This is a genomic window from Lentzea albida (assembly GCF_900111005.1).
In the GTDB taxonomy this organism is placed as follows: Bacteria; Actinomycetota; Actinomycetes; order Mycobacteriales; family Pseudonocardiaceae; genus Lentzea; species Lentzea albida.
The window spans coordinates 140,950-162,472 of the sequence record NZ_FOFV01000004.1; the positions used below are offsets into that span (position 1 = coordinate 140,950).

The window sequence follows — 21,523 nt, forward strand, 5'->3', positions numbered from 1 at the left end:
GCACCACCACCCCACCGGCGACTAGCCTCCCGCCCGTGGAGCCAGTCGAGATCAACGCCGGCGAGTACTACCTGCGCGCCTTCCGCAGCGACGACCGCATCGACGACGTCCCCGCGCTCGCCGAGACCTTCGCCGACCCGGAGACCAAGCGGTACATGAGCCGCCTCACCGCGGAGGGCGCGCCGTCCGCGGAGTTGCTGGTCGTGCTGATGACCGACGGCTGGGAGAAGGACTACCGCTGGTCGTGGGCCGTGTGTGACGCCGTCACGGCCGAGGTGCTGGCCGGGATCGTCATCCACAACGTCGACCACCACCTCCGGTCCGCCGAGGTGATGTGCTGGAGCCAGCCCCAGCACCGCGGCAAGGGGGTGCTGCCGGCGGCGCTGAACTCGGTGCTCGGGTGGGTCTTCGGCGCGATGGAGATGCACCGGATCACCTACCGCCACGCGGTGTCGAACACGGCCTCGCAGCGGGTCGCGGAGAAGTGCGGATTCACCCTTGAGGGTCGTCTTCGCGAGGAGGCGATCGTCGATGATCAGCGGGAAGACCAGTTGCTGTGGTCACGACTGGCTTCGGACCCGCCGCCGGAGCGGCTACGGTGACCGGCCATGCGGACCACGGCGCTCCTGATCGTCGCGGCGGTGCTGGCCGGGTGCACGGCCGCTCCTGAGCAGAGCGCGCTGACCACCCCACCCCCTCCGCCACCGCCGTCCCCGACGACGACCACCCCGTTCGACTTCCCCCAGCGGCCCCGCGCGGTGCCGCTCGACGCGGTCGACCCGTGTGCGGTGCTGACCGAGGAGCAGCGCGTGTCGCTGAGCCTCGACAACCCGCCGAGCCCGTACGTCGAGCCGAGCTTCGGCAGTGCGAAGGCGTGCACGATCCGGAGCACCACGAGCGGAAATGTGGCGAGGATCGCACTCGTGCTCGTGTCGGGCGCCGACGTGTGGCTCTCGGAGAACGCTCAGGTCGACTACACCGTCGGCACGATCGAGGGTTTCACGGCGATTACTGTCCGCACACCCGACGTGCACGACGTCTGCAATGTGGAAATAGACGTTGCCGATGGGCAGTTCCTCGACGTCATGTTCCGCGACGGCGGCAATTCCACTGCGGTGCAACAAGATCATCTTTGCCTCGGCGCCCAGCGGGTGGCAGAGGCGGCGATGGCCAGTTTGCTCCAAAGTCGCTGACCCACACGGGCGGATGTCACTGATCGCACTCCCGAGCGTCACCTTGAGTGGCTAGAGTGACGAAGCGCATGTAGGCACGACCGCCGGAGGTTTCACGATGCCGCCAGGGGGACGCAGCGGGGCAGACTCCTCGCCACCCACCTCGCACCAGCTGAACGTGGAGCCGGAGGCGATCCCAGCGCTGCGCAACACGTTCTCCGCCGCCCTGGTCAAGCTGGACAAGCAGATCGAGATGGCGGTCACCGAGTTCCGCGTGCGCCCGTGGGCGGGCGACCCGGTGAGCGCCGAGGCCGCGGAGAAGTTCAACGACCGCTCGATCGCGGACGGTGACTCCGCGCTGCAGGCCCTGCTGAACTACCAGCGGCAGCTCAAGACGGCGATGGACAACCTGAACCAGATCGAGCGCCAGTACAACGTGGTCGAGGGCGACAACACCGGCATGATGAACAAGAGCGGGTGCTGAGGATGGTCGATCACCGCTGGCAGGGCTACAGCCACAAAGAGCTGTACGAACGCATCCACTCCGGTCCGGGCCCCTCGGCGTCGTTCGCGTCGATGGAGCGCTGGCAGGGCGTGTCGGCCGCGCTGACCGAGATCAACGACGACCTGCACAAGGGCATCACGCTCTCGGGCGCGAAGTGGCAGGGCGTGGCCGCCGAGATGGCGCAGTCCGGCCTGAACCCGGTCGCCGCCTGGGCGGACAGCGCGCGCACCGGTTCCGACGTCATGCGCTACTCGGCCGAACTGCAGGCCGGGTACATCTCGAAGGCCCGCGCGGACATGCCCGCGCCGGTCGCCGTGACCGCGGAGCAGCCGGGCGCGCTGGTCACCGGCCTCACGCACCTCTTCGGCGGGCAGACCGACCACGAGAAGCAGGAGGCGGCCCAGGACGCGGCCGAGCGCCGCGCCCGTGAGGTCATGTCCACCTACGCGTCGTCCACGTCGGCGAACACCTCGACGCTGGGTCAGTTCAGCCAGCCCCCGCAGCTGCAGATCAACGGCACGGGCCCGGTGCACGGCGGCGGCGCGCAGATCGGCGCGGCCCCCGTCTGGGGAGTCGGCCCGCGCGGCACCACCGGCGGCGTCGTGCCCGCCCGCGGCACCACGGGCACGCGCGGCACCGCCGTCACGCCCGCGAAGGGCGGCACCGCCGCGCCGGGGTCGACGACGAGCACCTCTAACGCCGGCACCGGCACGGCACCGGGCACCAGGGGTTCGCACTCCCCGGCCGCGGCCGGGACGGCGGGTCCCGGCAGCACCGGCACGGGCACGGGCACCGCGGGCGTCGGCCTGCCGGGCCAGCGCACCTCCAGCCGTTCGGGATCGTCGAGCGAGTCCACCGGCCCGAAGCAGATGGAGGACGGCGCGACCGCGGCCTCCAGCGCCGCCGCCGCGGGCACGGTCATGAACCAGGGCCACGCGGCGGGCGTCCTGGGCGGCTCGGGCACCGCCATGGGCCCGACGGGCACGGTCGGCGCGAACAACAACAACGACCAGGTCCACCGCAGGGCCGTCCCGCTGCCGCAGGCGTTCGACCCGTTCGGCGGCATGGGCCCGCGCAAGGGCGAGGACGAGGAGGACTTGGAGCACAAGGCCGCCGACTACCTCCGCGAGCGCGACGACATCTACGGCGTGGGCAGCTACTCGCTGCCCGTCATCGGGGAGAGCACGACCGACTGATGACCCTGTTCGGCTTGGACACCGGAACGAGCGACACGCGCGACCCGGTGGTCATCTCCACGCTGGAGTTCGACGTCCTCTGGGAGCACCTGGGCCTGGAGACGATGCCACTCGTCCTGAAGGTCCCGTCACCGGGCAAGACGACGGAGGAACGCCGCACCATCGAGGACCGCGTCTGGCTCCAGCTCGGAGCCCGCGGCCTCGGCGGTCCGCGTTCCCTCGACCCGATGCTCGAGGACCTCCTGCACGTGCTCGACCGCCCGCAGCAGGAGATCGACGCCCGCATGTGGCTCGACGAACGCAGCCTGCGCGTCCTGGCGGCGGGCAAGGGCCAGGCGGGCGTCCTGGCCGTCCTCGACGGCACCCAGCTCGTCCTGCGCCCGGCGGAGGCCGACGGCCTCCCCCGCGAGGCCCTCACGGCCCTGCCGACCGCCCCGGCGGGCGAGGGCCACTCGATCACCCTGCCCTCGGCGGACCTGGACGCAGCGGCCTCCTCCGCGAGCACGCCGGAGGAACTGGAGGCGGGCCTGCAGAGCAGGCTGAGGGCGGACGACGCCCACACCCTGGCCGAGATGGTCCGCGACGCCACGAACCGCGGCCAGTTCGGCGCCGCCGCCCGCGACAAGTGGGGCAAGCGGGTCCGCCCGGACCGCGTGGTCGCGTTCTACGACACCCCGAAGGGCCGCTACCTGCAGATGCGGCGCGCGTCGGAGGGGCAGGAGCCCTGGTCGACGATCACGCCGATCGACTACCGGCGCATGCACCACCACCTGGTGGAGTTGCTGGCGGAAGCGGCGGGCACGAACCGCTAGCCGGACCGGGCCGGAGGGCGTTGCGCAGACGCGCGAGCTGACCCGCAGATGCCGGACGGGTCAGCCGAGAACGCCCGGAAACCGCCAGGGATCAGGGCCCGATGCCCTGGCAGGGCCGGGTCCGCAGGTCGTTCACGTAGTCGTCGGGCGCCCCGGCGGCCTCGGCCGCGTCCGCGACCACACCGATGTACCGGGCGGACGGCAGCCCGCCCTCGTACGCGTCCAGCACGTACAGCCAGGCCACCACGGACCCCTCAAGGGTCTGCACGCGCAGCCTGATCTTCTTGTAGAGCCCGAGCGCGCCCTCCCAGCGGTCCAGCCGCGACTCATCGCGGGGTGACACGTCGTAGAGCACGCAGAACGTCTGGTGGTCTGGCTCCTCGACGATCGTCGCGAGGGCCCCCTCCCACCCGAGGTCCTCGCCACCGAACGTCATGCGCCAACCGACGAGCCAGCCGGTCCCCGCGAGCGGGGAGTACGGGGCTCGCTCCATCATCTGGTTCGGATCCATGTTCGACCCGTACGCGGCATAGAGCGGCACGTCCGACAGCGTAGCGGCGCGGCGATCAGCTTTCGGTACTGACGACACGGTCGATTCGGTCAACGCGTACGGTTGAGCCGGCCTGGAAGCACGCAGAAGGGAACTGATCGTGACCCGCATCGTCATCATGGGCGGCGGACCCGCAGGTTACGAGGCAGCCCTGGTCGCGGCCCAGCACGGCGCCGACGTGACCGTGGTGGAGAACGACGGGGCCGGTGGCGCATGTGTGTTGTACGACTGCGTGCCGTCGAAGACCTTCATCGCCTCCGCAGGGGCTCGCAGTGCCTTCCGCAACGCCGGTGAGCTGGGCATTCAGACCCACAACGAGCAGGCCGCGGTCGATCTGCCGGTCGTACACGGACGGGTGAAGGGCCTCGCCCTGGCCCAGTCCGCGGACGTACGGGCGCGGCTGCAGCGCGAGGGCGTGCGGCTGATCAACGGGCTCGCGAAGTTCGTCGACGACTCGCGCGGGCTCGCCCAGCACCAGGTCGTGGCGACGGGCGCGGACGGGTCCGAGGAGGTCCTCAACGCGGATGTGGTGCTCATCGCAACCGGCGCGACCCCGCGCGTGTTGCAGGGCGCCGAGCCCGACGGCAAGCGGATCCTCACCTGGCGGCAGATCTACGACCTCCCCGAGCTGCCCGAACACCTCGCGGTGATCGGTTCCGGCGTCACCGGTGTCGAGTTCGCCAGCGCCTACACCGAGATGGGCGTGAAGGTGACGATGGTCTCCAGCCGGGACCGGGTGCTCCCCCACGAGGACGCCGACGCGGCCGCGGTGCTCGAGGACGTGTTCGCCGAGCGCGGCACGGCCGTCGTCAAGCACGCCCGCGCCGACAAGGTCGAGAACACCGGCGACGGCGTCCTGATCCACCTGGAAGACGGTCGCACGATCGAGGCGTCGCACGCCCTGATGACGGTCGGTTCGGTGCCGAACACGAACGACATCGGCCTCGAGAAGATCGGCATCGAGCTCGGGCGCGGCGGCTACATCCCCGTCGACCGGGTCAGCCGCACCAACGTCAGCGGCGTCTACGCGGCCGGCGACTGCACCGGTGTGCTGCTGCTCGCGTCGGTCGCCGCCATGCAGGGCCGCATCGCGATGTGGCACGCGCTGGGCGAGGGCGTCAGCCCGATCAAGCTCAAGACCGTCGCCGCGAACGTCTTCACCAACCCGGAGATCGCGAGCGTCGGCATCAGCCAGCAGGCGATCGACTCGGGCGAGGTCCCGGCCCGCACGATCATGCTGCCGCTCGCCACGAACCCCCGCGCCAAGATGGAGGGACTGCGCCGCGGCTTCGTGAAGCTGTTCTGCCGTCCGGCCACGGGCGTGGTCATCGGCGGTGTCGTGGTGGCGCCGAACGCGAGCGAGCTCATCCTGCCGATCGCTCTGGCCGTGCAGAACCAGCTCACCGTCGAGCACCTCGCGACGACGTTCTCGGTCTACCCGTCGCTGTCGGGCTCGATCACCGAGTCGGGCCGCCAGCTCATGCGCCACGACGACCTGGACTGACCCGAGGTCGAACAACTCCCCCGGATCCCTGCAGGCGGTTTGCAGATGACTTGCAGCCGACCTGCAGGCGCAGCGGATTGACTTCGTCCTGCAAGAGGACGAAGAAGGTCTGGGGGGACGATGAAGCGCGTTTCGCTGCTGCCGTCGCATTGACGGCAGCAGCACTCCTCGGTTCGTGTGCCGCTCCTCAGCCGGCCGGACCGCCGGTCGTCTCCTCGTCGACGGCGCACTCGCCCGCGACACAGGGCATGCCGCCCTCGGAGCCGACCGAGATCCGCATCCCGAAGATCGACGTCGTGTCGTCGTTGGTTCCCTTGGGACTCAACGCCGACGAGACGGTCGAGGTCCCGCCGGTCGACCAGCCGATGCAGGCGGGTTGGTACCGCCTCGCCCGCACGCCGGGGGAAGCGGGGCCCGCGGTCGTGCTCGGTCACGTCGACGGCAACCAGAAGCCCGGGATCTTCTTCCGCCTCAAGGAACTCGTCGCCGGCGACGAGGTCGTGGTGTCCAGGAAGGACGGCACCACGGCGAAGTTCCGCGTGCACGGGAAGGAACAGGTCGCCAAGGACAGCTTCCCCGCGGAGGCCGTCTACGGCGACACCGACGTGCCCGGACTGCGGCTGATCACCTGCGGGGGCAGCTACGACCAAGCCGCACGCAGCTACCGGGACAACGTCATCGTCTACGCGACGCTCATCTGACCATCACGAAGCATTTGGGGGACACACCAATGAGGATCATCACCAGAGCCGCCGTCGGACTCGCGGCCGTCGCCACCGCGCTCACCGTGGCGCCGTTCGCGCACGCCCAGTCGGGTGGCTTCCAGCTCGACAGGACCGAGTACGGCCCCGGCGACTACGTCACCATCTCCTACGACGTCACCGCCCGGTGTGAGGGCAAGGCGAAGTCGAACGGCTTCATCAACTGGTACTCGTCGGAGTTCGAGGTTGGGGGGCCGAACACCTACGTCGCGCAGGCCAACGCCAGCTTCGTGCCCGGCACCTACACCGCGGAGCTGACCTGCAAGGGCGAGACGGTCACCCGGGAGTTCACGGTCGTGGCCCCGCGCGACAAGTTCACGCTCGACAAGGCGGAGGTCGAGGCGGGCGGCGACATCAGCGTGATGAAGACCAAGCAGTCGGACTGCGGCGAGGTCGCGACCTCGCCCGGCTTCACCGCGCCGATCAAGCTCGAGCACGAGTCCGTGAACCTCCGCATCGGCAACGGCAGGGTCGTCGACCAGCCCGGTACCTACCAGGCCGAGATGACGTGCGGCGGCAAGCAGGTGCAGGTGCCGTTCGTGGTCACCGCGAAGGCTCCCGCGCAGACCGCCGCCGCGCAGCCCAAGGCGGTCAAGTCGCCGATCGTGAAGCCGAAGGGTGCGCCGCAGACCGGGGGCGGCGCCACCGCGTGACCAAGAAGTTGATCACATTTCGGTTCTGTCCCGTTCGGACGCGCAACTAACCCACCGGATGTGCGTCAATGGGTCCGTGGGGACTCGTGTCTTGATCGCGGTGCTGTGCGTGGCGCTGGCCACGGCCTGTTCGCAGGGGCCCGCACCGGCACCACCGGCGGCGACGAGTGAGAGCGCTCCGCCGCCGGTGGTGTCACCGCTGGGCAACTCCGATCCGATGGAGCTGCGGATCGAACGGATCGGCGTGCGGTCCTCACTGGTCGCCCTGGGCCTCGACCCGCAGGGCGTCGTGCAGATGCCGCCAGCCAACGAGGGCATGCAGGCCGGTTGGTACCAAACGCAACCGAAGCAGTGGATCCTCGTCGGCAGGATCGAGAGCAACAACGCGAGGGGCATCTTCTTCCGCTTGAACGACCTGCTGCAGGGCGACCTGATCGAAGTGTCCAAGAAGGACGGTTCGGTCGCCCGCTTCGCGGTGACGCGCACGGAGAGGATCATCCGCGACGACTTCTTCGCGGAGGCCGTCGCCCGCGACCAGTCCGAGGAGGGCCTGCGCCTGATCACGTGCGGCACCCGCGACAACGTGATCGTGCATGCAGCCGCATCGCAGTGAGGGTGAGCGAGGCCGCCACGCGAGAGCGAGGTTCTCGCGAGTTACCAAGACGGAGTGGTTCGCGAGTTCACGCTGGTCGTCCGTTTGGACGACCAGCTCCCCGCGAACTCGCCGCTACGGCGCAGCCGCGACCGAAGACTCAGTCTTCAACCCAGTCGAACGTCTTAGTCACCGCCTTCTTCCAGTTCGCGTACTCCGACGCGCGCCGGGACTCGTCCATCTGCGGCTCCCACTGCTTGTCCTGCGCCCAGTTCTCCCGAATGTCGTCCTCGGTCTTCCAGAACCCGACGGCAAGCCCGGCCGCGTAGGCTGCACCAAGCGCCGTGGTCTCCGCAACCACCGGCCGGATGACCGGCACACCGAGGATGTCCGCCTGGAACTGCATCAGCAGCTCGTTCACGACCATGCCGCCGTCGACCTTCAACGCGGTCAGGTCGACGCCGGAGTCGGCGTTCATGGCGTCGAGCACCTCGCGTGTCTGGAACGCCGTCGCCTCCAGCACGGCCCGCGCCAGGTGGCCCTTGTTGACGAACCTCGTGAGCCCCACGATCGCGCCGCGGGCGTCGGAACGCCAGTAGGGCGCGAACAGGCCGGAGAACGCGGGCACGAAGTACGCGCCGCCGTTGTCCTCCACCGACTTCGCGTGTTCCTCGATCTCGGCCGCGCTGCCGATCATGCCGAGGTTGTCGCGCAGCCACTGCACCAGCGAACCGGTGACCGCGATCGAACCCTCCAGGGCGTAGACCTGGGGCGCCTCGCCGATCTTGTAGCAGACGGTGGTGAGCAACCCGTTCTCGCTCATCACCTTCTCGGTGCCGGTGTTGAGCAGCATGAAGTTGCCGGTGCCGTAGGTGTTCTTGGCCTCACCGGGCGAGAGGCAGGCCTGGCCGAACGTCGCGGCCTGCTGGTCGCCGAGGATGCCGGCGATCGGCACGCCCGCGAGCGCGCCGCGTTCGCGCACCTGGCCGTAGACCTCGGACGAGGAACGGATCTCCGGCAGCATCGACGTCGGGATGCCCATGTCGGAAGCGATCGAGGCGTCCCACTGCAACGTGTCGAGGTCCATCAGCATGGTGCGCGAGGCGTTCGTCGGGTCGGTGACGTGCACACCGCCGTTCGTCCCGCCCGTCATGTTCCACAGCACCCACGTGTCCATGTTGCCGAACAGCAGGTCGCCCGCCTCGGCCTTCTCCCGCGCGCCCTCGACGTTGTCGAGGATCCAGCGGACCTTGGGCCCGGAGAAGTAGGTGGCGAGCGGCAGCCCGACCTTGGCCCGGTAGCGCTCCTGCCCGCCTCCCAGCGCTCCCAGCTCGGCGACGATCTTGTCGGTGCGGGTGTCCTGCCACACGATGGCGTTGTAGACGGGCTCGCCGGTGTTGCGGTCCCACACCACCGCGGTCTCGCGCTGGTTGGTGATGCCGACCGCGGCGATGTCCGAAGTGGACAGATCGGCCTTCGCCAGCGCGCCGGCGGCGACCTGGCGGGTGTTCTGCCAGACCTCCTTCGGGTCGTGCTCGACCCAGCCCGCCTTCGGGAAGATCTGCTCGTGCTCCTTCTGGTCGACCGACACCACCCGCCCGGAGTGGTCGAAGATCATGCACCGGGTCGACGTGGTGCCCTGGTCGATCGCGGCCACGTACTGCGTCATGCGAGGAGTCCTTTCAGACCGGGAGAACCAGGAAGAGCAGCGCGGCGAGCGCGCCGCCCACGAGCGGGCCGACGACGGGGACCCAGGAGTAGCCCCAGTTCGCGTTGCCCTTGTTGTGGATCGGCATCATGAACGCGTAGGCGATGCGCGGCCCGAGGTCGCGCGCCGGGTTGATGGCGTAGCCCGTCGGGCCACCGAGCGAGGTGCCGATCACCAGCACGACGAACGCGACGCCGGCGTAGCCGAGCGCCGAGTTGCCGAACTGCGGCACGCCGTCCACCGACTCCTTGGCTCCCGGCGACAGCAGGATCCACGCGACGAGCACGAACGTGCCGATGATCTCGGTGACGAGGTTCCACGGCGCGTTCGGCACGGTCGGCGCGGTGGAGAAGATGCCGAGCGTGTTCTGCGGCTCGTCGTGCGTGTCGAACTGCATCTTGTAGGTGGCCCAGCAGAGCATCGCTCCGAGGATCGCACCGACCATCTGCCCGAGGACGTAGAACGGGACATCACCCCACGGGGTCTTGTCCGCGATGGCGAGCCCGAAGGTCACCGCGGGGTTGAGGTGCGCCCCGCTGGGGTTGGCGATGCTCGCACCGGCGAAGACCGCGAAGGCCCAGCCGATGTTGACGAACAGGAAGCCCGTGCTGTTGCCGAGCGTGTTCTTGAGCACCTGGTTCGCGACGACACCGGTGCCGAGGAGGATGAGGACCGCTGTCCCCAGCAACTCCCAGACGAAGATCGAGCCTGCACTCATCGGCGACCTCCACTCGCTTGCGGCCGGACAGGACGCGCAAGCCCGAGGTCAGGGCTGCGCTGCCCGCCTTCAACGTGATCGGACGCTATTACCGACCTGATCAGTTGTCCACGGAGAGCACCAGCGTTCGGGCCGTTTTCGGGCCATTGGGTTCTGGCCGCCGCGCCCATCGGCGAAGGGGCGTTGCTGCAGGTAACGTGATCCGCGAGTCGTCACAGGGAGGCGTCTACCGTGGCCACGCGCAAGAACGCAGCTGCAGCACCGCACACCCATGCCGAACCCCCGATCACGGGCCGGCTCGGTCCCGCCGAACGCGAGGACTCGTGGCAACGCCTCGGGGCGGAGACGTTCGACGTCGTCGTCATCGGTGGTGGTGTGGTCGGCGTCGGAGCGGCGCTCGACGCTGCCACCCGGGGCCTGCGGGTCGCGCTCGTCGAGGCGAGGGACCTGGCCTCCGGCACGTCGAGCCGGTCCTCCAAGCTCTTCCACGGCGGCCTGCGCTACCTGGAGCAGCTCGAGTTCGGCCTGGTCCGCGAGGCACTGCGCGAGCGCGAGCTGATGCTGACGCGCATCGCGCCGCACCTGGTGAAGCCGGTGGCGTTCCTCTACCCGCTGGCCAACCGGCTCTGGGAGCGCCCGTACACGGCGGCCGGCCTGTTCCTGTACGACACGATGGGCGGCGCCCGGTCCGTGCCGGGCCAGAAGCACCTCACCCGTGCGGGCGCGCTGCGGCTCGTCCCGGCGTTGAAGCGGGACGCGCTGATCGGCGGCATCCGCTACTACGACGCGCAGGCCGACGACGCCCGGCACACGATGATGGTCGGCCGCACCGCCGCCCACTACGGCGCCGTGGTGCGCACGTCGACCCAGGTGGTCGGGTTCCTGCGCGAGGCGGACCGGGTGTCCGGCGTGCGGGTGCGGGACGTCGAGGACGGGCGCGAGGTCGACGTGCGGGCGCACGCCGTGATCAACGCGACCGGCGTGTGGACCGACGAGCTGCAGCGGCTGTCCGGCTCGCGCGGCCGGTTCCGGGTGCGGGCGTCGAAGGGCGTGCACATCGTCGTCCCGCGCGACCGGATCGTCGCCGAGGCCGGGATGATCCTGCGCACCGAGAAGTCCGTGCTGTTCGTCATCCCGTGGCGCAACCACTGGATCGTCGGCACCACCGACACGGACTGGAACCTCGACCTGGCGCACCCCGCGGCCACCCAGCACGACATCGACTACATCCTCGAACACGTCAACTCGGTGCTAGCGACCCCGTTGACGCACGACGACATCGAGGGCGTCTACGCAGGCCTGAGGCCGTTGCTCGCGGGCGAGTCCGACTCGACGTCGAAGCTCTCCCGCGAACACGCCGTCGCACGGGTCGCGCCGGGTCTCGTGGCGATCGCGGGCGGCAAGTACACGACGTACCGGGTGATGGGCGCGGACGCCGTGAACGCGGCGCACGTCGACCTGCCGGGCCGCATCCAGCCGTCGATCACGGACAAGGTGCCGCTCGTCGGCGCCGACGGCTACCACGCCCTGGTCAACCAGGCCGACCAGCTGGCGGCCAAACACGGCCTGCACCCGTACCGCGTCCGGCACCTGCTCGACCGCTACGGCTCGCTGGTGCACGAGGTGCTCGCGCTGGCGGCGGACAACCCGGAGCTGCTGAAGCCGATCCCGGCCTCCCCCGACTACCTGCAGGTCGAGGCGGTGTACGCGGTCTCGCACGAGGGCGCGATGCACCTGGAGGACGTGCTCACCCGGCGCACCCGCATCTCCATCGAGTACGCCCACCGCGGCGTCGACTCGGCGGAGGCGGTGGCCCGGCTGATCGCGCCGGTGCTCGGCTGGGACGAGGACGCGATCAAGCGCGAGGTCGAGGTCTACAACGCGCGCGTCGAGTCCGAGCGCGCGTCCCAGACCAAGGCGGACGACCAGGCGGCGGACGCGGTCCGCGCCGCCGCCCCGGAAGCACGTCCGCAGTTGACGGAACCGGTGAGTTGATCTCGGGCATGCTGTAGGGCATGACTGGGGTAGGTAGAAGGACTTTTCTCTTAGGTGCAGCCGTGGCCGGTGCCGCTTCGACCGGTACCGCCCACGCTGCCTCACCCGTGTTCGCGCACGGGGTGGCGTCCGGTGATCCGCTGCCGGACGGTGTGCTGCTGTGGACGCGCGTGGTGACGTCCGCGGCGATCCGCTGGGAGGTCGCCCGGGACGAGGACTTCCGCCGGGTCGTGAAGCACGGTGTCACGCGCGCCTCCGCGGCACGGGACCACACCGTGAAGGTCGAGGTGCACGGCCTGCGCCCGAACACCCGCTACTGGTACCGGTTCCGCGCCGGCGACGCCGTGTCGCCCGTCGGCAGGACCAAGACCGCGGGCTGCGGGTCCGAGCTGAACTTCGGCGTCGCGTCGTGCGCGAACTGGCCCGCCGGGCACTTCGCCGGTTACGGGTACCTGGCCCGCCAGGACCTCGACGCGGTGATCCACCTCGGCGACTACATCTACGAGAACCTCGTCGGCACCGTGCGGCCGCACGAACCGGCGCACCAGTGCGTCACCCTCGACGACTACCGGCAGCGGCACGCGCAGTACAAGACCGACCGGCACGTGCAGGCCCTGCACGCCGCCCACGCGATGATCGCGACCTGGGACGACCACGAGAGCGCCGACAACTCGTCCAGCATCGGCTCCCCGCAGCACGACCCGGCCACCGAGGGGCCGTGGGGCGCGCGGCTGGCCGCCGCCACGCAGGCCTACTTCGAGTGGATGCCGGTGCGCGAGGGCAGGCTCGACCGCACGTTCCGCTTCGGTGAGCTGGCGACGCTGACCATGCTCGACCTGCGCTCGTACCGCACGGACACGACGATCCTCGGTACCGCCCAGCGCGACCGGCTGATCACCACGCTCACCACCGACGGCGCGCGCTGGCAGCTCGTCGGCAACTCGGTGATGATCAGCCCGTTGAAGGTGCCGCCGCTGCCGGGCCTGCCGCAGTCGAACCCCGACCAGTGGGACGGCTTCCCCGTCGACCGCGACCTGGTGCTGAGGTCGTTGGGAGACCGGAAGAACACCGTGTTCCTGACCGGCGACATCCACAGCTCGTGGGCCAACGAGGTGCCGCTCGGCGGTCAGCCGGTGGCCACGGAGTACGTCGTGACGTCACTGACGTCGGACAACTTCGACGAGCTGCTGAAGGTGCCGCCGCGCACCGCGTCGTTGCAGGTGGAGGCCCAGTTCCAGGCGCTCAACCCGCACGTGCGGTTCGTCGAACTGGACTCGCACGGCGTCTCGACGCTGCGCGTGACGGCCGACGAGGTGCGGTTCGACTGGCACTACGTGGCCGACAAACGGGACCCGGACAGCGCTGTGGCGCGTGCGCATTCGTTCCGCACGCGCCACAACACTGCTCTGACCGAGAGGGTTCCGCTCTAGGCCAGAGCGGCCAACGCCGTGTGCACCATGACGCGGACACCGACGAGGAGCGCGCGCTCGTCGAGGTCGAACGTCGGCTGGTGCAGATCGCGCTGCTTTTCGACACCGTTCCACACGCCCAGTCGGGCGAACGAACCGGGCACGTGCTCCAGGTACCAGCCGAAGTCCTCGCCGCCGGAGGACTGCTCGGTGCCCGCGAGCGCGTCGTCGCCCAGTGCGGCCTCGATGCCGGCCCGCAGGATCTGGGTGGACTCGCGCTCGTTCACCACCGGCGGCACGCCGCGGCGGTGGTGCAGGTCGAAACCGACGCCGGTCGGGGCCAGCAGGCCCGTGACCAGGTCCTTGACCAGCGGCTCCAGCTCGGCCCAGATGTCGCGGTCGCCGGTGCGCAGCGTGCCGCGCACCAGGCCGTCCTGCGGGACGGCGTTCGGCGCCTCGCCCGCGTGGACGGCGCCCCACACCAGGACGGTGCCGGAGCGGGGGTCGACGCGGCGCGACAGCATCGTCGGCAGGCCGGTGATGACCGTGCCGAGGGCGTGCACCAGGTCCGCGGTGAGGTGCGGGCGCGAGGTGTGGCCGCCCGGCGAGGACAGGCGCAGCTCCAGCAGGTCGGAGGCCGACGTGATGGCGCCGATGCGGGTGCCGATGCGGCCGACCTGCAGGCGCGGGTCGCAGTGCAGGCCGAAGATCCGCTCCACGCCGTCGAGGCCGCCCGCGGCGAGCACGTCGAGCGCACCGCCCGGCATGACCTCCTCCGCCGGCTGGAAGACCAGGCGGATGCGGCCGGGCAGCTCCGTGGCCGAGGCCAGGGCCAGCGCGGTGCCGAGCAGGACCGTCGTGTGGGCGTCGTGGCCGCACGCGTGCGACACACCGTCCACAGTGGATCCGAACGGCAGGCCGGTGTTCTCGTGCAGCGGCAGGGCGTCCATGTCCGCGCGGAGGGCCACGCAGCGGGGGCCGTTGCCGATGTCGCAGATCAGGCCGGTGCCGCCGGGGAGGATGCGCGGCTTGAGGCCGACCTCGCGCAGCAGCTTCGCGACGAGCTCGGTCGTGTTGTACTCGCGACGGGAGAGCTCGGGGTGGGCGTGGATGTGCCGGCGCCAGGCGACGACGTCGGCGGCGTGCGCCTTCAGCCAGTCGTCGAGCCAGGCGGGGCCACGGCCCTCTCCGAGATCATCCACACCAGACATGCTCACCCCGGTGGGGCCGACAAGCATCTCAGGGGACGTCTTCACAGTTGAGGAGCCCGAGGGCCGGGAGTCCAGAACCGTCATGCCGCACCTCCGCGGGCCAGCAGCCGTGCTCGCTGCCGGGAATCGGTGGCTGTCGCGATCGTCGTCCAAGCCATGGCAAGTGCTCCGTCCAGGAGCGCACGGTCGGCCGACGCCGAGGCACAGGCGGTCGCGAACTCTTGTTGGTGGTTCACCGCGTCTCCGCAGTCGATGGCGATGGTCGGGTGGATGGCGGGCAACACTCTGGTGACGTTGCCCATGTCGGTGCTCCCGATCTTCTCCCGCTGTTCCTGTTCACGCGAGAGCGGTCGTCTGCCCAGCTCGGTGGCCGCACGCCGGTAGGCGTCCGCGAGCCACGGGTCGGGGGTCAACTCGGCGTAGATCGGTGAGACCTGCACCACCTCATGGGTGCAACCGGTCGCGAGCGCGCCGGCCGAGAAGCAGTCCCGAATACGGTTCTCCAGGCGCTGCAACGATTCCAGGTTTTCCGCCCTCACGTCGAACATCGCCGACGCACGGGCGGGTATTACGTTCGGCACGGTACCGCCGTTGGTGACGATGCCGCTCACCATCTGGCCCGGCTCGAAGTGCTGCCGCAGCAGGCTGATCGACATCTGCGCGATCGTGACCGCGTCCGCGGCGTTGACGCCCAGGTGGGGCGCGGCCGCCGCGTGGGACGGCTTGCCCTGGTAGCGCACCTCGAGATCAGTGATGGCGAGCGATTTGGCGGCGCACGACTCGTACGGCGCCGGGTGCACCATCATCGAGAGCGAGACGTCGTCGAACACGCCCCGTTCCAGCATGAGCACCTTGCCGCCGCCGACCTCCTCGGCTGGAGTTCCGATCACCTTGATGGTGATACCCAGTCGGTCGGCGACGTCACGCAGAGCGAGCGCGGAACCGACGGAGGCGGCGGCGATGACGTTGTGCCCGCACGCGTGCCCGACCTCGGGCAGGGCGTCGTACTCGGCGCAGAGGCCCAGCACGAGCTCGCCGTCGCCGAACGTCGCGACGAACGCGGTGTCGAGGTCCGCCACCGCGTGTTCGACCTCGAAACCCTCTCCGACCAGCAAAGAGGTGATCTTCTCGACGCTGCGGTGCTCCTCGAAGGCCAGCTCGGGCTCGGCGTGGATCGAGTGCGACAGGTCCAGCAGCGCGTCCGAGTACCGCTCGACGGTCGAGCGTGTGCTGATCTTCAAGTCGGTACCCATTTGCCACCATCCTGCATCACCACGTGGAAGACGCCCTGCGCTGATGATGATCAACCGGACGGCCGGTCGCAGCGCTGCGCCGAGCGGCGAGCGAGTTTCGGTCTGACCGATCAACGATGACGCAAATGGTCGAGAGACACGCTTAACTTTGGCTATTCCGTCCCATCAGGTGGAACGGCTCGTCTCGCCGCTGTTACCGCCGGGCTAACCCTTCTTCGCCGCCCGCTCCTTGCGCCACTTCGCGTACCGCTTCTTGTTGCGGTAGTAGACCAGCGCGAACAGGACGACGGCGATGCCGCCGATCCAGAGCTTGCGCTTGGTCTCCTCACGGGCCTCGGGCGACGGCTCCTGCGGCGCGTTCACGTCGGGAGCCGGGTTCACGGTCGTCTGCTGCGCGGCCGCCACGGGCGCGTCCGCCGCCTCTTGCGCGGACGCCACACCGGCGATCCCGAGAACGCTCATCAGCGAGAACACGCAGGCCAGCAGCAACCTCGACATGACCTGAACTCTACCCCGAATACCACGATCGAAGGTCACCCAAACTAGTTAAGCGCCTACCGAGAGTCCGATTGGAACGCCTGCAATATCTGCTCCGCCGCAAGGGTGGCGGTGAGCTCTCCCAGCCGGACCTTCTCCTCGAGAGAGGGGGCGAGCGAACGCACGGCTGCGCTCTCGCGCACCTGCCGCCACAGTTCGTCGTGGACCATCATCCAGGTCCAGTCGATCTGCTGACGGCGGCGGCGTTCGTCCAGTTCTCCGGCGTTCTCGAGGGTGTCGCGGTGTTCCAGCACTCGGGACCAGAGGTCGTCGAGACCGGTGCCGGTGAGGCCCGAGCACGTGAGCACGGGCGGGTGCCAGACCGCGTCCGGCGGCCGCAGGAGCTTGAGGGCGCCGGCCAGTTCGCGGGCGGCCTTGCGGGCGTCCATCTCGTGTTCGCCGTCGGCCTTGTTGACCGCGATGACGTCCGCGAGCTCGAGGATGCCCTTCTTGATCCCCTGCAGCTGGTCGCCGGTGCGCGCCAGCGTCAGGAAGAGCGAGCAGTCCGTCATGTTCGCGACGGCCACCTCGGACTGCCCGACACCGACGGTCTCGACCAGCACCACGTCGTAGCCCGCGGCCTCGACCAGCACGATCGTCTCGCGCGTGGCCTTGGCGACACCGCCGAGCGTGCCGGACGTCGGCGAGGGCCGGATGAACGCGTTCCGGTCCACCGACAGCCTCTGCATCCGCGTCTTGTCGCCGAGGATGCTGCCGCCGGTGCGGGTCGAGGACGGGTCGACGGCGAGCACCGCCACCCGGTGCCCCCGCTCGGTCAGCATGGTGCCGAGGGCGTCGATGAACGTCGACTTGCCCACGCCGGGCACGCCGGTGATGCCGACCCTGGTCGCGCCACCGGACTTCGGCAGCAGCTCGACCAGCAGCTCCTGGGCCTTGGCCCGGTGGTCGGCGCGCGTCGACTCGACGAGCGTGATGGCCCTGGCCAGCACCCCTCGGTCGCCGCCGAGCACGCCCTTCGCGTACTCGGCGACGTCGATCGTCCTAGCCATGGTGTCCGAGCTGCTTCGCGAGCTTCACCAGCAGGTCCTTCGCGGCGTCCGCGATGACCGTGCCGGGCGGGAAGATCGCCGACGCCCCGGCCGCGTACAGCTCGTCGAAGTCCTGCGGCGGGATCACGCCACCGACGACGATCATGATGTCCTCGCGCCCGAGCCCGGCGAGCTCCTCGCGCAGCGCCGGCACCAGCGTGAGGTGGCCCGCGGCGAGCGAGGACACGCCGACGATGTGCACATCGGCCTCGACGGCCTGGCGCGCGACCTCCTCGGGCGTCTGGAACAGCGGGCCGACGTCGACGTCGAAGCCGAGGTCCGCGAACGCCGTGGCGATCACCTTCTGGCCGCGGTCGTGGCCGTCCTGGCCCATCTTGGCGACCAGGATGCGCGGCCTGCGGCCCTCTTCCTCCGCGAACGCCTCGACGACCTCGCGGCAAGCGTCCACGTTGGACACCGAGCCGACCTCCTGCCGGTACACGCCGGAAATCGTGCGGATCTGCGCGCTGTGCCGTCCCCAGACCTTGCCGAGCGACTCGGAGATCTCGCCGACGGTGGCCTTGGCACGGGCGGCGCCGATCGCCAGTTCGAGCAGGTTGCCGCCGGCGTCCGCCGCGTTCGTCAGGGCGTTCAGCGCACTGTCCACTGCGGACTGGTCGCGTTCCTCCCTGAGCCTGCGCAGCTTTTCGAGCTGCTGGGCGCGCACACCGGCGTTGTCGACCTTGAGGACCTCGATCTGCTCGTCGGTGTCCACGAGGTACTTGTTGACGCCGATGACGGGCTGGCGTCCGGAGTCGATGCGCGCCTGCGTGCGGGCGGCGGCCTCCTCGATGCGCAGCTTCGGGATGCCCTCGTCGATCGCGCGGGCCATGCCGCCCGCCTTCTCGACCTCGGTGATGTGCTCCCACGCCTTGGCGGCGAGCTCGTTCGTGAGCCGCTCGACGTACGCGCTGCCGCCCCACGGGTCGATCACGCGCGTCGTGCCGGACTCCTGCTGGAGCAGCAGCTGCGTGTTGCGGGCGATGCGGGCGGAGAAGTCGGTCGGGAGCGCGAGCGCCTCGTCGAGTGCGTTGGTGTGCAACGACTGCGTGTGACCCTGCGTCGCCGCCATGGCCTCGACGCACGTGCGCGCGACGTTGTTGAACACGTCCTGCGCGGTGAGGGACCAGCCGGACGTCTGGCAGTGGGTGCGCAGACTCAGCGACTTCTGCGACTTGGGCTCGAAGTCGTTGACGAGCTTCGCCCAGAGCAGCCGGGCGGCGCGCATCTTGGCGATCTCCATGAAGAAGTTCATGCCGATCGCCCAGAAGAAGCTCAGGCGTGGCGCGAACCTGTCCACGTCCAGCCCGGCAGCCCTGCCCGCGCGGATGTACTCGACGCCGTCCGCCAGCGTGTACGCCAGCTCCAGGTCGGCCGTCGCCCCCGCCTCCTGCATGTGGTAGCCGGAGATCGAGATGGAGTTGTACTTCGGCATGTTCTGACTGGTGTAGCTGAAGATGTCGGAGATGATCCGCATCGACTGCTTCGGCGGGTAGATGTAGGTGTTGCGGACCATGAACTCCTTGAGGATGTCGTTCTGGATCGTCCCCATGAGCTGCTCCGGCTTCACCCCCTGCTCCTCCGCCGCCACCACGAACAGCGCGAGCACGGGCAGCACGGCGCCGTTCATCGTCATCGACACGGACATCTTGTCGAGCGGGATGCCGTCGAACAGCGTGCGCATGTCGTAGATCGAGTCGATCGCCACGCCGGCCATGCCGACGTCACCGGCGACGCGCGGGTGGTCGGAGTCGTAGCCGCGGTGCGTGGCGAGGTCGAACGCGACGGACAGGCCCTTCTGACCGGCCGCGAGGTTGCGGCGGTAGAAGGCGTTCGACTCCTCGGCCGTGGAGAAGCCCGCGTACTGGCGCACGGTCCAAGGCTGGTTGACGTACATCGTCGGGTACGGGCCCCGCAGGAACGGCGCGACGCCGGGGTAGGTCCGCAGGAAGTCGAGACCCTCGACGTCCTCCGGGCCGTAGACGGGCTTCACCGCGATGCCCTCGGGCGTCTCCCACGGCGGCAGGTCCGTCTCGTACTTCGCCTGCGGGAGCGGGCCGAGCTCGATGTCCGCGAAGTCGGGAATCATCGCTCCACTCCCAGGAAGGTGTAGGTGCTGGTGAGGATCTCGAGTGCCGGGCAACCGAGGAACACGAAGCCGTCGACCTCCGCCTCGGTCTTCTTGCCTGCGAGGAGCACCCGCTCGGCGCCCGCTGCGCGCAGGGCTTCGACGGTGGCTGTCGCCTGGTCGGCGTAGCTCGTGTCGCTGCCGCACAGGACGGCGACCTTCGCTCCGGACTCCCGGAACTTCTCGGCCACCTGGTCCGGTGTGCTGGTCGGCCCGGCGGCCGGGGTGGCGAAACCGCCGGCGTTGAAGAGGTTGGCGGCGAAGGTGGCGCGGGCGGTGTGGGCCGCGACCGGGCCGAGGGTGGCCAGGAAGACCTGGGGGCGTTCGGGCTGGGCGTCGGCTAGGTCGCGCAGCTCCTCGAAGGCCTGTGCGTACCGCACCCGCGGCAGCCCGAAACTGTCGGACCTGCCTGAGAAACTTGGAGTGGGGGTCGTGTCCCCCCTGGGGGCCGGTGAGTCCGAATCGATTCCGGGCGCCGGGTCGCGCACGACCGGCTTCTCGGCCAGGTTCGGGAACTCGCTGACCCCGGTGATCGGGTCGCGCCGGTTCGCGAGCCGCGCCGACCGCGCCTCCCACGTGGCGGCGATCCGCGAGGCGACCAGCTCCCCCGCCTGCCCGATGCCACCGGCGCGTTCGATCTCCTGGAACCACGCCCAGGCCGCGACCGCCAGCTCGTCGGTCAGCTTCTCCACGTACCAGGACCCGGCCGCGGGGTCGATCACCTCACCGAGGTGCGACTCCTCCAGCAGCAGGTTCTGCGTGTTGCGCGCGATCCGGCGGGCGAACTCGTCCGGCAGCCCGATCGCCGCGTCGAACGGCTGCACCGTCACCGAGTCGGCCCCGCCCAGGCCGGCGGCCAGGGTCGCGACCGTCGTGCGCAGCATGTTCACCCACGGGTCGCGGCGGGTCATCATCGCCGACGACGTGACCGCGTGCTGCAGTTGCACACCGTCGGCACCGGACACCTCGGCCACGCGGGCCCACAACCGGCGTGCGGCACGCAGCTTCGCGATCGTCATGAACTGGTCAGCGGTGGCCGCGTAGCGGAACTCCAGCTGCGCGAACGCCTCCGGCACGCTGAACCCGGCGGCTTCGAGAGCGCGCAGGTACGACACGGCCAACGCCAGGGAAGCGCCCAGCTCTTCAGCGTCGGACCCGCCCGCGTCGTGGAACGGCAGCGCGTCCACCACGACCGTCCGCAGTCCCGGGAACGCCGAACGCGCCTCCCGGATCACCTCCAGCGCCTCGCCGAACGGCGTCAGCGCGAGGTTGCCGCGCACGTCGGAGGCCAGCACCGGCGCCTGGTCGTAGATCCGCAGCATCGCCCGTGCGGCGTCCACGGAACCGTCGAGGACGATCGGCGCGAGGTCGAGGTAGACGCCCTCCAGCAGCCCCTCGAGCGAGGCCGCGGGCACGGCGAGCCACAACGAGGTGACGCCGCCCTCCAGGTCGTTCATCAGGGCGACCGGGTCCGCGACGGCGTGGCGCTGCCGGACGTCCCAGCCCTGTTTCACCGGGGCGAGCGCGTACGGCTCCAGGGCGTCGTCGAGGGTGTAGAGCGGCTGGAGCTCGATGCCGTCGTACGTCTTCGTGACCAGCGAGTCGAAGCTCGCGCCGGTCTTCGCGAGGACGGCGTCGACCAGCTCACGCCACTGTTCCCTCGACGCCGAGGGGAACTCGTTCGGGCGGAATTCGGCGGGCAAGGCCAACTCCATCATCGTCGCAGTGTCGCGGATCGGTACTCGCACGGCTATGTGAGGTTCACCGCCG

The 21,523-nt window shown here is 69.9% G+C and carries 20 protein-coding genes; 11 read left to right on the plus strand and 9 right to left on the minus strand.

The genetic code is table 11. From position 1 onward, the window contains the following. Positions 1-35: 35 nt before the first annotated feature. The 5 genes from BMY74_RS12610 (at position 36) to BMY74_RS12630 (ending at position 3,685) form a co-directional block, all read left to right on the plus strand. Positions 36-602, plus strand: a complete 567-nt coding sequence (locus BMY74_RS12610) for a GNAT family N-acetyltransferase (RefSeq protein ID WP_143091555.1) — start codon at positions 36-38, stop codon at positions 600-602. 6 nt (positions 603-608) lie between these two features. Beyond that, positions 609-1,193 (plus strand): DUF3558 domain-containing protein, encoded by a 585-nt coding sequence (locus BMY74_RS12615; RefSeq protein ID WP_089914749.1) that lies wholly within the window; start codon positions 609-611, stop codon positions 1,191-1,193. 97 nt (positions 1,194-1,290) lie between these two features. Beyond that, positions 1,291-1,656, plus strand: a complete 366-nt coding sequence (locus tag BMY74_RS12620) for a transcriptional regulator (RefSeq protein WP_089914753.1) — start codon at positions 1,291-1,293, stop codon at positions 1,654-1,656. A gap of 2 nt (positions 1,657-1,658) precedes the next feature. Continuing rightward, on the plus strand, positions 1,659-2,873 hold the full coding sequence (locus BMY74_RS12625; protein WP_089914757.1) for a PPE domain-containing protein: 1,215 nt from the start codon (positions 1,659-1,661) through the stop codon (positions 2,871-2,873). Continuing rightward, positions 2,873-3,685, plus strand: a complete 813-nt coding sequence (locus tag BMY74_RS12630) for an ESX secretion-associated protein EspG (RefSeq protein ID WP_089914759.1) — start codon at positions 2,873-2,875, stop codon at positions 3,683-3,685. Before BMY74_RS12625 ends, BMY74_RS12630 begins: the two co-directional genes overlap by 1 nt. A 91-nt stretch (positions 3,686-3,776) precedes the next feature. Here the strand turns inward: BMY74_RS12630 and BMY74_RS12635 are convergent, their stop codons facing one another. Next, the gene (locus tag BMY74_RS12635) at positions 3,777-4,226 is read right to left on the minus strand and encodes a gamma-glutamylcyclotransferase family protein (RefSeq protein ID WP_030478530.1); all 450 of its coding nucleotides are present in this window, start codon (positions 4,224-4,226) and stop codon (positions 3,777-3,779) included. A gap of 109 nt (positions 4,227-4,335) precedes the next feature. Here BMY74_RS12635 and BMY74_RS12640 point away from each other — a divergent pair, with 109 nt between their 5' ends. The 4 genes from BMY74_RS12640 to BMY74_RS12655 all read left to right on the plus strand — a co-directional run bounded on the left by BMY74_RS12640 (position 4,336) and on the right by BMY74_RS12655 (position 7,766). Further along, on the plus strand, positions 4,336-5,739 hold the full coding sequence (locus BMY74_RS12640; protein WP_089914762.1) for an NAD(P)H-quinone dehydrogenase: 1,404 nt from the start codon (positions 4,336-4,338) through the stop codon (positions 5,737-5,739). Positions 5,740-5,987: 248 nt separating this feature from the next. Beyond that, positions 5,988-6,440, plus strand: coding sequence for a class F sortase (locus BMY74_RS12645; protein ID WP_089914764.1), 453 nt, complete (start codon positions 5,988-5,990; stop codon positions 6,438-6,440). 29 nt (positions 6,441-6,469) lie between these two features. Then, on the plus strand, positions 6,470-7,153 hold the full coding sequence (locus BMY74_RS12650; protein WP_089914765.1) for a hypothetical protein: 684 nt from the start codon (positions 6,470-6,472) through the stop codon (positions 7,151-7,153). Between the two features lie 76 nt (positions 7,154-7,229). Then, positions 7,230-7,766 (plus strand): sortase domain-containing protein, encoded by a 537-nt coding sequence (locus BMY74_RS12655; RefSeq protein ID WP_177229717.1) that lies wholly within the window; start codon positions 7,230-7,232, stop codon positions 7,764-7,766. 139 nt (positions 7,767-7,905) lie between these two features. Here the strand turns inward: BMY74_RS12655 and glpK are convergent, their stop codons facing one another. Both glpK and BMY74_RS12665 read right to left on the minus strand, forming a co-directional pair. After that, positions 7,906-9,414, minus strand: a complete 1,509-nt coding sequence (glpK, locus tag BMY74_RS12660) for a glycerol kinase GlpK (protein WP_089914768.1) — start codon at positions 9,412-9,414, stop codon at positions 7,906-7,908. A 13-nt stretch (positions 9,415-9,427) separates the two neighbouring features. Continuing rightward, the gene (locus BMY74_RS12665) at positions 9,428-10,171 is read right to left on the minus strand and encodes an MIP/aquaporin family protein (RefSeq protein ID WP_089914773.1); all 744 of its coding nucleotides are present in this window, start codon (positions 10,169-10,171) and stop codon (positions 9,428-9,430) included. 285 nt (positions 10,172-10,456) lie between these two features. Between BMY74_RS12665 and glpD the strand changes: the two genes are divergently transcribed. After that, positions 10,457-12,166: a glycerol-3-phosphate dehydrogenase gene (gene glpD, locus BMY74_RS12670; RefSeq protein WP_089915687.1), complete on the plus strand. Its 1,710-nt coding sequence runs from the start codon at positions 10,457-10,459 to the stop codon at positions 12,164-12,166. 62 nt (positions 12,167-12,228) lie between these two features. Then, complete coding sequence (locus BMY74_RS12675; RefSeq protein WP_245786075.1) at positions 12,229-13,596, plus strand: alkaline phosphatase D family protein; 1,368 nt, start codon at positions 12,229-12,231, stop codon at positions 13,594-13,596. On the opposite strand, the gene BMY74_RS12680 is transcribed toward BMY74_RS12675, so the two are convergent. The 6 genes from BMY74_RS12680 to BMY74_RS12705 all read right to left on the minus strand — a co-directional run bounded on the left by BMY74_RS12680 (position 13,593) and on the right by BMY74_RS12705 (position 21,471). Beyond that, a complete protein-coding gene (locus tag BMY74_RS12680; RefSeq protein WP_089914776.1) occupies positions 13,593-14,870 on the minus strand; it encodes a M20 family metallopeptidase in 1,278 nt (425 codons plus the stop codon). The genes BMY74_RS12675 and BMY74_RS12680 overlap by 4 nt on opposite strands. Beyond that, complete coding sequence (locus BMY74_RS12685; RefSeq protein WP_089914779.1) at positions 14,867-16,039, minus strand: M20 family metallopeptidase; 1,173 nt, start codon at positions 16,037-16,039, stop codon at positions 14,867-14,869. Before BMY74_RS12685 ends, BMY74_RS12680 begins: the two co-directional genes overlap by 4 nt. A gap of 204 nt (positions 16,040-16,243) precedes the next feature. Continuing rightward, on the minus strand, positions 16,244-16,537 hold the full coding sequence (locus BMY74_RS12690; protein WP_089914784.1) for a hypothetical protein: 294 nt from the start codon (positions 16,535-16,537) through the stop codon (positions 16,244-16,246). Between the two features lie 56 nt (positions 16,538-16,593). Continuing rightward, entirely contained in the window at positions 16,594-17,586 is a 993-nt protein-coding gene (meaB, locus tag BMY74_RS12695; RefSeq protein WP_089914785.1) for a methylmalonyl Co-A mutase-associated GTPase MeaB, read from the minus strand. Further along, positions 17,579-19,714, minus strand: coding sequence for a methylmalonyl-CoA mutase (gene scpA / locus BMY74_RS12700; protein WP_089914786.1), 2,136 nt, complete (start codon positions 19,712-19,714; stop codon positions 17,579-17,581). Before scpA ends, meaB begins: the two co-directional genes overlap by 8 nt. After that, entirely contained in the window at positions 19,711-21,471 is a 1,761-nt protein-coding gene (locus BMY74_RS12705; protein ID WP_089914787.1) for a methylmalonyl-CoA mutase family protein, read from the minus strand. Before BMY74_RS12705 ends, scpA begins: the two co-directional genes overlap by 4 nt. Positions 21,472-21,523: the final 52 nt, after the last annotated feature.

Bases quoted from the DNA above. Each gene is read 5' to 3' on its own strand.
- BMY74_RS12615 (WP_089914749.1), top strand. From the start codon at position 609: ATGCGGACCACGGCGCTCCTGATCGTCGCGGCGGTGCTGGCCGGGTGC.
- BMY74_RS12620 (WP_089914753.1), top strand. From the start codon at position 1,291: ATGCCGCCAGGGGGACGCAGCGGGGCAGACTCCTCGCCACCCACCTCG.
- BMY74_RS12625 (WP_089914757.1), top strand. From the start codon at position 1,659: ATGGTCGATCACCGCTGGCAGGGCTACAGCCACAAAGAGCTGTACGAA.
- BMY74_RS12630 (WP_089914759.1), top strand. From the start codon at position 2,873: ATGACCCTGTTCGGCTTGGACACCGGAACGAGCGACACGCGCGACCCG.
- BMY74_RS12645 (WP_089914764.1), top strand. From the start codon at position 5,988: ATGCCGCCCTCGGAGCCGACCGAGATCCGCATCCCGAAGATCGACGTC.
- BMY74_RS12650 (WP_089914765.1), top strand. From the start codon at position 6,470: ATGAGGATCATCACCAGAGCCGCCGTCGGACTCGCGGCCGTCGCCACC.
- glpK (WP_089914768.1), bottom strand. From the start codon at position 9,414: ATGACGCAGTACGTGGCCGCGATCGACCAGGGCACCACGTCGACCCGG.
- BMY74_RS12665 (WP_089914773.1), bottom strand. From the start codon at position 10,171: ATGAGTGCAGGCTCGATCTTCGTCTGGGAGTTGCTGGGGACAGCGGTC.
- BMY74_RS12680 (WP_089914776.1), bottom strand. From the start codon at position 14,870: ATGACGGTTCTGGACTCCCGGCCCTCGGGCTCCTCAACTGTGAAGACG.
- BMY74_RS12685 (WP_089914779.1), bottom strand. From the start codon at position 16,039: ATGGGTACCGACTTGAAGATCAGCACACGCTCGACCGTCGAGCGGTAC.
- BMY74_RS12690 (WP_089914784.1), bottom strand. From the start codon at position 16,537: ATGTCGAGGTTGCTGCTGGCCTGCGTGTTCTCGCTGATGAGCGTTCTC.
- meaB (WP_089914785.1), bottom strand. From the start codon at position 17,586: ATGGCTAGGACGATCGACGTCGCCGAGTACGCGAAGGGCGTGCTCGGC.
- scpA (WP_089914786.1), bottom strand. From the start codon at position 19,714: ATGATTCCCGACTTCGCGGACATCGAGCTCGGCCCGCTCCCGCAGGCG.
- BMY74_RS12705 (WP_089914787.1), bottom strand. From the start codon at position 21,471: ATGATGGAGTTGGCCTTGCCCGCCGAATTCCGCCCGAACGAGTTCCCC.